At 64.7% G+C, this 12,510-nt stretch carries 14 protein-coding genes; 11 read left to right on the top strand and 3 right to left on the bottom strand.

What is annotated here, in order from left to right:
• Window positions 1-12: 12 nt before the first annotated feature.
• From ACKUUH_RS14025 to ACKUUH_RS13980, 10 genes are all read left to right on the top strand, one after another.
• Window positions 13-1,035 carry a hypothetical protein gene (locus tag ACKUUH_RS14025; protein ID WP_407950535.1) on the top strand — a complete coding sequence of 341 codons (1,023 nt, stop codon included), beginning with the start codon at window positions 13-15 and terminating at the stop codon, window positions 1,033-1,035.
• Between the two features lie 51 nt (window positions 1,036-1,086).
• The gene (locus ACKUUH_RS14020; protein ID WP_407950534.1) at window positions 1,087-2,052 is read left to right on the top strand and encodes an alpha/beta hydrolase; all 966 of its coding nucleotides are present in this window, start codon (window positions 1,087-1,089) and stop codon (window positions 2,050-2,052) included.
• Between the two features lie 151 nt (window positions 2,053-2,203).
• Window positions 2,204-3,082, top strand: coding sequence for a crotonase/enoyl-CoA hydratase family protein (locus ACKUUH_RS14015; protein ID WP_407950533.1), 879 nt, complete (start codon window positions 2,204-2,206; stop codon window positions 3,080-3,082).
• On the top strand, window positions 3,082-3,696 hold the full coding sequence (locus tag ACKUUH_RS14010) for a TetR/AcrR family transcriptional regulator (RefSeq protein ID WP_407950532.1): 615 nt from the start codon (window positions 3,082-3,084) through the stop codon (window positions 3,694-3,696). Before ACKUUH_RS14015 ends, ACKUUH_RS14010 begins: the two co-directional genes overlap by 1 nt.
• A gap of 58 nt (window positions 3,697-3,754) precedes the next feature.
• Window positions 3,755-4,666 carry an acyl-CoA thioesterase gene (locus tag ACKUUH_RS14005; RefSeq protein WP_407950531.1) on the top strand — a complete coding sequence of 304 codons (912 nt, stop codon included), beginning with the start codon at window positions 3,755-3,757 and terminating at the stop codon, window positions 4,664-4,666.
• Window positions 4,663-5,556: an acyl-CoA thioesterase gene (locus tag ACKUUH_RS14000; protein ID WP_407950530.1), complete on the top strand. Its 894-nt coding sequence runs from the start codon at window positions 4,663-4,665 to the stop codon at window positions 5,554-5,556. The genes ACKUUH_RS14005 and ACKUUH_RS14000 overlap by 4 nt, the downstream gene beginning before the upstream one ends.
• 40 nt (window positions 5,557-5,596) lie before the next feature.
• On the top strand, window positions 5,597-6,517 hold the full coding sequence (locus ACKUUH_RS13995) for a thioesterase family protein (RefSeq protein WP_407950529.1): 921 nt from the start codon (window positions 5,597-5,599) through the stop codon (window positions 6,515-6,517).
• Between the two features lie 164 nt (window positions 6,518-6,681).
• Window positions 6,682-7,848, top strand: a complete 1,167-nt coding sequence (locus tag ACKUUH_RS13990; protein ID WP_407950528.1) for an acyl-CoA dehydrogenase family protein — start codon at window positions 6,682-6,684, stop codon at window positions 7,846-7,848.
• 73 nt (window positions 7,849-7,921) lie between these two features.
• Window positions 7,922-8,110 carry a type II toxin-antitoxin system HicA family toxin gene (locus ACKUUH_RS13985; protein WP_322312249.1) on the top strand — a complete coding sequence of 63 codons (189 nt, stop codon included), beginning with the start codon at window positions 7,922-7,924 and terminating at the stop codon, window positions 8,108-8,110.
• A gap of 11 nt (window positions 8,111-8,121) precedes the next feature.
• Window positions 8,122-8,523, top strand: a complete 402-nt coding sequence (locus ACKUUH_RS13980) for a type II toxin-antitoxin system HicB family antitoxin (RefSeq protein WP_407950527.1) — start codon at window positions 8,122-8,124, stop codon at window positions 8,521-8,523.
• Between the two features lie 18 nt (window positions 8,524-8,541).
• Here the strand turns inward: ACKUUH_RS13980 and ACKUUH_RS13975 are convergent, their stop codons facing one another.
• From ACKUUH_RS13975 to ACKUUH_RS13965, 3 genes are read right to left on the bottom strand one after another with little or no spacing between them, the layout of a single operon-like run.
• Window positions 8,542-9,462, bottom strand: a complete 921-nt coding sequence (locus tag ACKUUH_RS13975) for an alpha/beta fold hydrolase (protein ID WP_407950526.1) — start codon at window positions 9,460-9,462, stop codon at window positions 8,542-8,544.
• Between the two features lie 5 nt (window positions 9,463-9,467).
• The gene (locus ACKUUH_RS13970; RefSeq protein WP_407950525.1) at window positions 9,468-10,640 is read right to left on the bottom strand and encodes an alpha/beta hydrolase; all 1,173 of its coding nucleotides are present in this window, start codon (window positions 10,638-10,640) and stop codon (window positions 9,468-9,470) included.
• Between the two features lie 5 nt (window positions 10,641-10,645).
• The gene (locus tag ACKUUH_RS13965) at window positions 10,646-11,470 is read right to left on the bottom strand and encodes an enoyl-CoA hydratase/isomerase family protein (RefSeq protein ID WP_407950524.1); all 825 of its coding nucleotides are present in this window, start codon (window positions 11,468-11,470) and stop codon (window positions 10,646-10,648) included.
• A 156-nt stretch (window positions 11,471-11,626) separates the two neighbouring features.
• Here ACKUUH_RS13965 and ACKUUH_RS13960 point away from each other — a divergent pair, with 156 nt between their 5' ends.
• Window positions 11,627-12,415 (top strand): SDR family NAD(P)-dependent oxidoreductase, encoded by a 789-nt coding sequence (locus ACKUUH_RS13960; RefSeq protein ID WP_407950523.1) that lies wholly within the window; start codon window positions 11,627-11,629, stop codon window positions 12,413-12,415.
• Window positions 12,416-12,510: the final 95 nt, after the last annotated feature.

The following is a 12,510-nucleotide window of genomic DNA, read 5'->3' as shown; positions in this document are numbered from 1 at the left end:
AGGGAGGGGCGGATGGCCGAAGCAACGGAAAAGGAACTCAACGCCTGGCGCGCCAGTGCGGAGCTGCATCAGCGCTTCCTGACGGGGTTCATCCTTCGTGCTGTGGTCTTCAAGGGCGAGACGGCGGCGACGGAACTCAACTTCCGCACCTTTCGCGCCCAGCATGAAGAGAAGTTCCTTGCCGGCTGGAGAAGTCTCGGCCTCTCGCGTCTCCCGCCCGCCGTTGCCTGCGCGCAATACATCTATCTGGCGAACCATGTCGGCGGCGTGAAATGCGAGTTCATTCCCGAGAGCGACAGGAAAGCCTGGGTGCGCTATCTCCCGCCCCGCTGGATCTGGGACGGCGCGGCCATCTGCGCCGTGCCGAACGAGGTCAGTGTCGCCTTCATGCGCGGCTTCCATTCCCAGGTCGGCGTCACGCTCGGCAATCCGAATCTCGGCTTTGTCTGCACCTCGATCACCACGCGCGTCGATCCCTGTCTCGAAGGCTATTTCATCGAGGAGGATCGCCCTCTCGCCGAAAACGAGCGGCTCCGCTTCCGCTTCGATGAGGCAGGCCCGGACGCCGACCCCGCGAAGCTCCCCCATGTCGAATGGTCGGAAGAGCGCATGGTAAAGGCGAAGCGGAACTACGCCGTTCAATATATCCGCTCGATCCTGCCCGCCGCCGTCTCGCTTTTCGGCGAGGAGGAAGCGTTGAAGCTCGGGCAGGAAACCGGCCGCCTCATCGGCATGCAGTGCTACGACGCGACCGCTGCCTTCATCGGCGTGAAGCAGAACGATCCGCAGGCCTTCGCGCACTACCTCGCCACGCTTCTCGACGCAGGCGGCGATGTGGCGGAAGTCGCGGGCGCGGAAGTCTCGGCCCGCACCTGGCGCATGATGAACGGCAAGCAAGGCGTCACGCCTGCCTGCTTCGATGCCTGGAACGCGCTTTTCGAGGGCGCGCTCGCCGTCCACAATCGTCATCTGCGCCTTGAAGTCACCTCCCGCATGGATGTGGGCGCGGATCGTTGGGGCTGGCGGATCGTTTGAACATCAAGTCTAATTTCGCCAAAGAAACGCAACCTTCATCGGGAAGATAAAATGTCCGCCAGCAATCCATTCGATCCGAAGCTTTTCACCGCCGAGGCCATTTCCGCCGAAACGAAGGGCATCAACGATTTCATTATTGGCGCCATGAAGGAGCTGCCCGAATGGTGGGAGATCGGCGTGGCGACCTTCCGCGAGCAGCGCGCAAGAGGCGAGGGCGCTTTCCCCCTCGCGCCGAAATCGCCGCGCGCCCGCGAAATCGAGATCGACGGCAAGGGCTGCAAGGTGAAGCTCCGCATCGTCGCGCCGGAAACGAGCCCGAAAGGCGTCTATCTTCACATTCACGGCGGCGGCTGGACGCTCGGCGGCGCCGACCAGCAGGACCCGATGCTGGAGCGCATCGCCGACAGGGCGGGTCTTGCCTGTGTCAGCGTCGAATACCGTCTCGCCCCTGAAAATCCTTATCCCGCCGGACCGGACGATTGCGAGGCCGCCGCCATCTGGCTTGCGAAAAACGCGAAGTCGGAATTCGGCACCGACGCGCTCACCATCGGCGGCGAGTCGGCGGGCGGCCATCTATCCGCCGTCACCATCCTGCGCATGCGCGACCGCCACGGCTATACGGGCTTCAAGGGCGCGAACCTCGTCTTCGGCGCTTTCGACATGTCGATGACGCCGAGCCAGAAGGCCTTCGGCGACGAGCGCCTCATCCTCCGCACCATCGACATCGAGAAATTCGGCGATGCCTTCATGCCGCCTCATGTCGATCGCCGTGACCCGGATGTCTCGCCGCTCTATGCCCGTCTCCACGACATGCCGCCGGCGCTCTTCACCATCGGCACGCGCGATGCGCTGATCGATGACAGTCTCTTCATGTATTCGCGCTGGATCGCGGCCGGCAACGAGGCGGAACTCGCCGTCTATCCGGGCGGTGCCCATGGCTTCGTCGCCTTCCCCGGCGAAATCGCCGCCGCCGCCAACAAGCGCGCCGACGAATTCCTGGCCAGAGTGGTGGCTTAGCCCCACTAATTTCAGGTGTCACCCCGGCGGAAGCCGGGGTCCACACGGGCGGCTCGGCATCCACCGCGCCGCCTGTTTTTTACCTAAAAATTGAACAATGTTCAATAATTTGATATATGTTCAATAAACTGCGCAAATCCGGGAGAAATCCATGTCCTTCGAGCACATCGTCTATGAGCAGCAGGGCCGCGTCGCCACCATCACGCTCAACCGGCCGGACCGCTTGAACGCCATCGCGTCGGGCATGCCGCGCGAAATCGCGAAGGCCGTCGACATGGCGAACGAGGACGACGGCGTCCATGTCATCGTGCTCACAGGCGCGGGCCGCGCCTTCTGCGCGGGCTACGACCTCAAGGATTTCGCCGAGGCCCCTGCGGGAAATCGGGGCACAGGCGTCCCGGCGGGCGACCCGCGCCCCTGGGACCCCATGGTCGATTTCAACATGATGTTCGCGAACACGAAGGACTTCATGTCCCTCTGGCGTTCCCATAAGCCGACCATCGCCAAGGTCCGTGGCTTTGCCGTCGCGGGCGGCTCCGACATCGCGCTCTGCTGCGACATGGTGGTGATGGCGGATGACGCGAAGATCGGCTATCCGCCGGCCCGCGTCTGGGGCTGCCCCACCACCGCCATGTGGGTCTATCGCCTCGGGCCCGAGCGCGCGAAGCGCATGCTCTTTACCGGCGATCTCGTCAGTGGAAAGGAGGCCGCCGAAATGGGCCTCGTCCTCGAAGCCGTACCGGAGGCGGAACTCGATGCCCGCGTCGAGGCGCTTGCGGAGCGTATGGCGGGCGTCCCGCGCAACCAGCTCATGATGCAGAAGCTCCTCGTCAACCAAGCCTACGAGAATATGGGCCTCCAGACGACGCAGATGTTCGCCACCCTCTTCGACGGCATCACCCGCCATTCGCCCGAAGGCGTCTGGTTCAAGGAACGTGCGGAGAGGGTCGGCTTCCAGCAGGCCGTGAAGGAGCGCGACGGCGGCGCGCCCATCGCCGAAGGCGTCTCCCGCTCGACCTACAAGTTCTGATGGCAGGCGCCGCCGAAAAACGCCGCGAGGACCTGCGCGACATGAAGCGCAAATCGATCCTCGCCGCCGCCCGTCGTGTCTGCGACGAAGGCGGGCCCGAGGCGCTCACCATGCGCGCCGTCGCCGCCGAGGCGGGATACGCGCCGGGCGCCGTCTACTCCTACTTCTCAGGCATTGATGAACTCGCCATCGCGCTCACCGCCGAAGAGCTCGGCCATCTCGCGCGCCGCATGCGCGAGGCCGCGGAAAGGGCCCAGGAAAATAAGGCGTCACCTGCCGCCGCGCTCGAAGCTGCGGCAAGGGAGGCGCTGAAGGCGACGGCGGGCAACGCCCCCCATGTCCGCCTCGCGGGCCGCCTCATGTCGGCGCAAGCGCTTCCCGCCGATCTCGACCGCGCCGTCACGGGCCGCCTCATCGCCATTCTCGAAACATTGGGCGGGCCGCTCCGTGCGGCAACAGGCCTCGAAGGGGAAGCCGCGCACCGCGAAATCCTCTGCCTCGCCGCCCTCTTGATCGGCTTGCGCGTCCTCGAAGGTGCGGGCCGCCTCGCCCCGCTCGGCTACAGCGCCGAAGGCCTCCTCGCGCACCGTCTCGCCGGGCTCCCCGAGGCATGACAAGCCGCCCGCTCGCCCCTATGCTGCGGCACCCGCCATTGAAGTTTTTCAAAGTCAAATGACAGAGTTTCTCGATACGTTTCGCGGCAGCGTGAACACATGGGAGTGCGATGAGGTCGGCCACATGAACGTGCAGTTCTATGTTGCCCGCGCGTCGGACGCCGCCTTCTATCTTCGTCACGCGCTTGGCCTCTCGCCCTCGCGCGTCCGCGCCGAGGGCCGGGCCATGGTCGCGCTGGAGGAGCATATCCGTTTCCACCGCGAGCTCCGCGCGGGCGACATCATGCACATGCGCTCGCGCCCGGTGGAACTGCGCGACAGGACGATGGTGAGCTTCCACGAGCTTTTCAATTCGGCCTCCGGCGAAACCTCCGCCACGGTCGTTGCGCTGTCCGGCCATTTCGATCTCGAAAGCAGAAAACTCATTCCCTGGCCCGAAGAAGCGCGCGCCGCCGCCGCGCCCTTCGCCGGCCCGCTCCCGCCTCATGCCGAGCCGCGCAGCGTTCCCCGCGAAACGCGCCTGCCCGCCAAGCGCCTCGAAGACGCAACGGATTTCATCGAGATCTATCGCGGCGCCGTCATGCCGTGGGAATGCGACGATTTCGGCCACATGAATTCGCGTTTCTACATGGCGCGCTTTTCCGATGGCGCGGGCCATCTCTGGCAGGCGATCGGTTTCGACAAGCGCAGCATGCTGGAAAGGCGCCGCGGCACGGTCGTCCTCGAACTTCGCCTGAACTATCTCCGCGAGGTCCGCTCCGGCACCATGCTGGTCGCAAAAAGCACGCTCACGCGCGTCGAGGGCCGGACGCTTACCTTCGTCCATTACATGTTCTATGCCGAAACCGGCGAGGCCGTCGCCACGGGCGAGGTCATTGCCATCATGCTCGATCTCGATGCGCGCAAATCCGTCGCCTTCACGGATGAGGAACGCGAAAGCCTCATGCCCCACGTGAGGGCGCTCGCATGAGCGGCATGATCGACACCTATCGCGGCTACGTCTCGTTGCAGGAATGCGACGAGATGGGCCACATGAACATCCAGCATTACATCTCGAAGAGTTCCGACAGTTCCTACAATCTGCGTGTCGCGCTCGGCCATGCCGCGCTCGATCAGGCGGCATCCGGCCTCGGCTATGTCGCCCTCGAACACCACATCCGCTTCCACCGCGAATTGCGCGCGAGCGACCTTGTGGTGATCCGCTCCGGTATTGTCGAGATCCGCGACAAGAGCATGCGCATCTATCAGGAGATGCGCGAGGCGCTGGACGACAGGCTCGCCGCAACCTATGTCGTCGACACCGGCTGCCTCGATCTCGAAACGCGCCGCCTCGCGCCCTGGCCTGATGCCGTGCGTGTCCGCACCGAGGAGATGCGCACCGGCCTCCCGCCGGAAGCCGAACCCCGCTCGATCCCGCGAGACGCGGTGGAGCGCGATATCTCGCTCGCCCGCGCCGACGAGCTCGGCATGGCGGAGACCAACCGCTCCGTCGTCAACACCTGGGAATGCGACACCAACAATCACATGAATGCGCGCTTCTTCATGGCGCGCTTCTCGGATGCGCAAGGCCATATGTGGGCCCATGCCGGCCTCGGCCGTCACGAGCAGGCCGCGCGCGGCCTCGCCACCGCGACGGTCGAAATGCGCCTCGTCTATCTGCGCGAACTGCGCGCGGGCGAAACGCTCTTCGTGCGCACGGCCATCCTGCCGGGCGAAGGCAAGACGGTTCGCTACCGGCACTGGCTTTTCAGCGGCGACACCGGCGAGCCCGCCTGCGCGGCGGAAGGCGCGGCGCTCCTCTTCGACAAGGCAAGCCGCAAGGCCGTGCCCCTGCCGGAGCCGATTGCTGCCCGTCTTTGAAATTCCTGAATACGTCACTTGAAGAAAACGGAAGAAGAAAATGAGTGAGATGATCGAAGTCGCGCGCTCCAGCGTCCAGACCTGGGAAAGCGACCAGATGGGCCACATGAACGTGCAGTTCTATGTCGAGAAGGCGGGCCAGGGCCTCGCCGCTTTCGGTCTCGCGCTCGGGCTCGGCCCGCGTGTTTCGCGTGGCGAGGGCGCGCGTCTTCAGGTCAGCGACCATCACGTCCGCTTCCTGCGCGAGCAGCGCCCCGGCGCGCCTTTCTTCATTCGCGCGGGCGTCCTTGAAGTCCGCGATTTCGGCCTCTCCGTCTATGAGGAAATGGTCAGCACCGTTTCGGGCGAACCCGCCGCCACCTTCAATGCCGAAGTGCAATGGGTGGACGACGAGACGCGCGAGGTGAAGCCGCTTCCCGCAAAGGCAAAGGCCGCCGCGAAGGCTTTGCTCGTCGAGCGCCCGGCGCATGGCGCCCCGCGCGGCCTCGAACTCTACGACCCGCGCCCCGCGCCAAAGCTGAAGGAAGCGGATGCGATGGGCATGGTCCGAACCTGGCAGGGCGACATCGCGCCGCAGCTCTGCGACGCGCAGGGTTTTCTCTCCGTTCGCCATTTCATGGGCATCGTCTCCGACGGCATCCCGAACCTGCTGGCGCAGACCAACGGCACCGACCGCTCGAAAACGCCGTCGGTCGGCGGCGCCGCCCTCGAATATCGTTTCGTCTACCGGCGCTATCCGCGCATGGGCGATATCCTGACGCTCCGCAGCGGGCTGAAGAATGTCGGCCCCAAGACCTACACCTGGTGCCACTGGCTCTTCGATCTCGAAACCGGCGAAGCGGTGGCGACCGCCGAGGCCGTCGCCATCGCGCTCGATCTCACCACGCGCAAGGCGATCCCGATTCCCGAAGAGATGCGCACCAATCTTGAATCGCTGGTGATCGAGGGACTTGGCGTCTGACAATCTGTTTTAAAAGTCGTCATGGCCCGGCTTGTCCGGGCCATCCACGTCTTTCTTTGTCCTGAACTTGCGGCAAAGACGTGGGCGGCGGGAATGAAATGAGTCGTGACAATTGGGGGAGGGAACCCTTCATATAGTCTCTGACAAAAGGGAGAGCGGTAGGTATGAGGGAATTTCTGAGAAGCGCGTTGACGGCGGAGGAAGCGGCCTTCCTCGACGGCGCTGCCGCCTTCACGGCGAAGACGGTCGCGCAACACGCGAATGAGTGGGAGCGCGCCCGCCGCCAACCGGTCGAGGCGTTGCGCGAAGCCGCCGCACTCGGCCTTCTCCGTCTCGAAACGTCGAAGGAGCGGGGCGGTCTCGGCCACCGCTATCTCGTGAAGCTCGCTCTCTGCGAGGAGATGTCCCGCGCCGACATGGCCTTCGCCTTTTCCCTCGTGAACACGCAGAACGTCGCCGCGCGTCTTGCCGTCTCGCCGTCGGCGCGTCACCGCGAAAGCCATGTCCCGGCGCTCATGTCGGGCGCGCTTTTCGGCGCCACCGCATTGAGCGAGCCGGGCGCGGGCAGCGATTTTTCCTCCATCCGCACAAGCGCGGAGAAGGTGGAAGGCGGCTGGCGTCTCAATGGCGAGAAGGGCTGGATCACCAATGCCGGCATCGCCGATCTCTTCATCACCTATGTGCAGACGGATGCCTCGGCGGGCTGGCGCGGCATTGCCTGCTTCCTGGTCGACGCCCGCCGCGAAGGCTTCGCGCGCGGCGAGGCATACGCGCTCATGGGCGGCCATGCGATCGGCGCGGGCGGCTTTGCCCTCCGGGATTATTTCGCGCCCGACGACGACATGCTCGCCCCGCCCGGCGAGGCCTTCAAACTTGCCATGAAGGGCGTGAACGGCGCCCGCGTCTATGTCGCCGCCATGTGCGCGGGGCTTCTCGCCTCCGCCCTCGAAACGGCGCTCGGCTATGCGGCGGGACGCGAGGCCTTCGGCAAATCCCTTCTCGAACACCAGGGCCTCAACTGGTCGCTCGGCGATGTCGCAAACGATCTCGAGGCGCTTCGCGGCCTCGTCGCCCATGCCGGAGGCCTCATCGACCGCGAGGAAGATGCGGTCATGGCCGCCGCCCATGCCAAGAAGTTTGCGGGAAGGGTAACGCTCCCGCGCCTCGCCGATTGCATCCAGGCCATGGGCGCGAACGGACTGCGCGAGGAACACGGCCTCCACCGCCACGTCGCCTGCGCCAAACTCGCCGCCTATACCGACGGCAGCACCGAAATGATGAACGAACGCATCGGCGCCAGCCTGCTCAAGAGCTACGGGCCAGTAAAGTAAGTGTGTATATATTTACATACCACACCTTGAGTCCTGTAATAGCTTTGTGTATATATAAACACACCGGAGACACATGGAGCGAAACAGCCGCAAACTGATCCAGATGCTCCGGCAGGACGGCTGGGAACTGGTGGCGACGCGCGGAGACCACCACCAGTTCAAGCATCCGGAGAAAAAGGGCCGGGTCACGATCCCGCACCCCAACAAGGACATTCCCGTCGGCACGGTCCGCTCGATCTACAGGCAGGCGGGTTGGCTTTAAGGAGAAGAGCGATGCGTTACGTCGCGATGGTTCACAAGGAAGAAGACACGGGCTACGGCGTCAGCTTTCCGGACTTTCCGGGTTGCATTGCCGCAGGCGGCACGTTGAGCGAGGCGCTTGCCGATGCGGCGAACGCGCTTGCCTTTCATGTCGAGGGAATGCGCGATGACAAGGAACCGATTCCGGCGCCGCGCGAACTCGACGAGATCGTTGCCGACCCGGCGCTGACGGAAGACCGCGAAGGTGCCTTTCTGACGCTCGTGCCGTTGATCGAAGATCGGGGTATCTCGAAGCGCGTGAACATCTCGCTCGACCCCGGTCTGCTGGAAGCGATCGATGAAGCCGCGAAGGAACGCGGCATGACGAGGTCGAACTTCCTCGCAAGCGCAGCGCGTCAGGCGCTGACGGCCTGAGCGCAAACCGGAAGGGCCCTACCGCTCCTCCGCTTCCAGCCGGTCTCTGAACGCGCGGATTTCCTCCGCCACGAGCTTGGGAAATTCCATCGGCAGGAAATGCGTCGAGCCCGGCACCTGCGCGACATGCGCCTTCGGGTCGCGCCGCTTCAGAAGCATCGGGAAGGGCGGCCGGCAGGTTGATCCGTGCTCGGCGTGAAGCAGCGCGAAGGGCACATGCAGGTTGCGCACGGATTTGGCGATGTTGTGTCCCTGCGCGCGGAAATTCGCGGCCTCCCATGCGGGCGCGCAGAGAAGCTCCACCTGTCCGTCCTCCAGCACCTTCGTGCCGCCCGTCACATAGTCTTCCACGAAGTCGCGCGGCCAGGTGCGGAAGGCGCCACGTCCCGTATAGCGCTCCACCATCGTTTGCCGGTCCGGGAAAATGGCACGCCGCTTCTCGGCCCCGTCGGCAAGCGGATTGCCGCCCATGCCGATGAGCCGTGAAATCCTCATGATGGCGCGTGCGCTGGAAGGTATCATGACCGGGTCGATCAGCACGAGCCCGCGCACGAGGTCGGGGCGCGCCGCCGCCGCCATGACGCTCGCCGCGCCGCCCATCGAATGCCCGGCGAGAATGATCTTCCTCCCCGTTGTCTTGGCGAAGTCCTCCGCCATGGCTATCAGGTCGTCGCGATAGACGTACCAGTTGCGATGTTTCGCGGGGTCGGCTGGCAGCGTTGTTTCCCCGTGCCCGCGCGCATCCCAGGCGCGCACATGGAATTCGTCGGCCAGCGTTGAAAGCAGCGGCGCATAGGTCATGCCGTTGAAGCCGTTGGCGTGGGCGAAATGGATCGGCGTCTTCCCCGGATCGTCGTCACCCCATTCGAGATACGAAATCGCCCCATCCGGCCGCGGCAGGCTTCGCCGCGCCGGCGTCTCACGCACAACAGTTTTCATGAAGGTCAATCCAGCAGTTTTTTCTTCTTGAGCCACCCGGCAACGATTGCGACAGCTTCGGCCATCTTGTCCGGCTGGCCAATATAATAATGCGTCGCGCCCTTCACGACATGAAGTTCCTTGTCGTCATGTTGCACGCCTGCATAGATGCGTGCCGCATGGCTCGGCGTACAGCCGTCATCCGCGCTGTTCTCGATCACAAGGACCGGCACGGAAATATCGCCCGCGCATTTCGGCCCGTTGGCGCGGCTCTCCCGGTAGGACCATTGCGACAGCCAGGCCCTGAGCGAGCAGTAACGCGCCAGCCCCGCCGGCATCATGTTGACGATTTTCGGCTCGCCCATGAAGCACCAGTTGGGGCCTTTCCGGTCGTTCGGGTCGATCGAAAGGTCGAGCCAGCGCGGGTCCACCATCGTCCCGTGGACCACGAAGGCCCGCTCTTCATTGGGGCGCCCCTCCCGCTTGAGGCGCTCCAGCGTGCCGCGTACCCACGCGTCGATGCGGCCCGAACGCGCAATCTGCGCGGCGCGGAAGCGTTGCAGATATTCGTCCGTATAGGGCGGCTGGTTCGGGTTCTTCGGGTCGTAAAGATCGAGTTCCACATCCCGGTCGTCCGGATCGAGTTCGTTGCGGATCGACGGGTCGAGCCATTCGGTCAGCGTGATCGCGCGGCTCACATGCGCCGCAAGCTGCAGCACGGCGTCGGCGGGAATGAGCCCCGCCCCCGCAACGTCCACAGGGTCGCCCCAGGGCGTCGCCGTGATCGTCGGCTTCTCGGCCTGTGACTGGTAGAACATCGACAGCGATCCGCCGCCGGACCATCCCGCCATCACCACCTTCTCGTAGCCGAGCTTCTCCTTGGCGTAGCGCACGTAATGCCCGAGATCGAGCAGCACCTTCTCCATGATCAGCGCGCTGTCATTGTGCGGATAGCGGCTCGCGCAGGTGAGACAGGGAATCCCCGCCGCCGCCAGTGCATTCGGCATAGGCAGCAGGTTCATCGTCCCCGTCGGATGCATGAAGATCAATATGGTCTTCGAGGCCGCGCCCTTCGGCTTCAGGTATTGCCCTTCGACCACAATGGTGTCGAGTGCGCCCGCGTAAGTCTCCTTGAACGGGGAACTCTCCTGCCAGTGCAGATGAAAGGGAATGCGTCCCACCTCGTACCGCGCGCTCATGGAGCTCACTCCGCCGCGTTCCGGGCCGCCTTCTTGAAGTCGGGCTTGCGCTTGTTGAGGAAGGCGTCCACCGCCTCATGATGCTCGGGCGTCGTCCAGCAGATTTTCAGCGCGTCGGTCTCGCGCTTCTGCGCCGCCGTCAGGTCCGTTGTGCAGGCATTCTGCGTGAGCAGCTCCTTCGTCATGCGCAGTTGCCGCGACGGGTTCTCCGCAATCTGCGCGGCAATGCTGAATGCCTTGTCGAGCAGTTTGTCGCCGGGAACCACATATTCGCAGAGCCCCTTCTCGCGCGCTTCCGCCGCGCCGTAGAGCCGCCCCGAAAGCATCATCTCGTTCGCATGGCCCCAGCCCATGCGGCTCACCAGGAAATGCGACGAGGCCAGTTCCGGCACGATGCCCATCTTGACGAACACCATGCCGAACTTCGCTTCCTCCGCCGCCACGATTACGTCGAAGGGCAGTATCATGGTGACGCCGATGCCGACCGCCGGCCCGTTCACCGCCGCGATCATCGGCTTCGACGAACGCACAAGCTCGATCCAGTCGACGCCCGCCGGCATACCGCCGCTCCCGCCTGCCGTATCGTTGCCGGGGTCTTTGCCGTCGAGCCGCGTCTTGAACGTGTCGCTGATATCGGCCCCGGCGCAGAAGCCGCGCCCCTCGCCGGTCATCACGATGGCGCCGATATCGGGATCGTCATTGGCGCGCTGGATGGCATCCGCCTGCTCCTCGGCCATCTTCGGCGTCCAGGCGTTCAGCCTGTCCGGCCGGTTGAGCGTCATCAGCAGGATGTTGCCGCGCTTTTCGGTCTTGATCTGGCTGTAGTCCATGGCGATCCTCCTCCCGGATTTTTCTTGCCGGAAAGTCTATCAGCCCCCGGACCCCCCGCAATGGAAGTCCCTCGGCCCCAGCCTGACGCTGCGTCTCTTGCATGTTGAGCGCGCGCCGCTACCCTTTGCGCAAACATGAAATGGAGGAGGGCTCCCATGAATCTCGAACTGACGGGCAGGCATGTTTTCATCGCCGGCGCGAGCCGGGGTATCGGCCTCGGCATGGCGCGTGCCTTCGCCGCCGAGGGCGCGAAAGTCGCGCTCGCCGCGCGCGGGGTCGAGGCGCTCGACGCGGCGCGTGAAGCGCTCATCGCCGAAGGCGCGAAGCCGGAAAACCTCTTCACCGTCGCGGGCGACATGACGGCATCGGCCGAGATCGCCGCCGCGCTCGATGCGGCGGAGGCAAAGCTCGGACCCCTTCACTGCGCGGTCGCGAATGTCGGCCTGTCGCGCGCGCCCTTGGGCTTCGATGTCTCGGACGAGGACTGGGACGCCGACATGAAGCAGAACCTCTTCGGCTCGGTCTATCTCGCCCGCGAGGCCGCGCGCCGCATCCTCAAGCGTCCGCGCGAGACCCGCGAACATGCAAGCCTCATCCTCATTTCCTCCGTCGCGGGCGTCGATGCCATGGGCACCTCGCTCACCTATGCGGCCTCGAAGGCGGGCATCAACCACCTGACGCGCCAGCTCGCGAAATTCGTCGGGAAAGAGGGTCTGCGCGTCAACGCCATCGCGCCCGGCAACATTCTCTTCGAAGGCGGCGTCTGGGACAGGAACACGAAGGAGCGCCCGGAAGCCTGGGACCGCTGGATCAAGCGCGAGGTCGCGCTCCGCCGTTTCGGCACAGTCGAGGAAATCGCCGACGCCGCGACCTTCCTCGCCAGCCCCCGCGCCAGCTTCATCACCGGCGAGGTGCTGGTGGTCGATGGCGGTCAGGTGCGGTAGCTGCAATTTCTGCTGTAGTCGTCGGGACCACCCTCCACAGGGGATTCCTCTGCAAAAGAGGGTAGCGGCTGGCGTTGATTGATGATTCCCTGTTT

The sequence above is a fragment of the Parvibaculum sp. genome, from assembly GCF_045863935.1.
In the GTDB taxonomy this organism is placed as follows: Bacteria; Pseudomonadota; Alphaproteobacteria; order Parvibaculales; family Parvibaculaceae; genus Parvibaculum.
The sequence above is the reverse complement of the archived record's forward strand: the minus strand, read 5'-3'. Positions and strand labels throughout refer to the sequence as shown.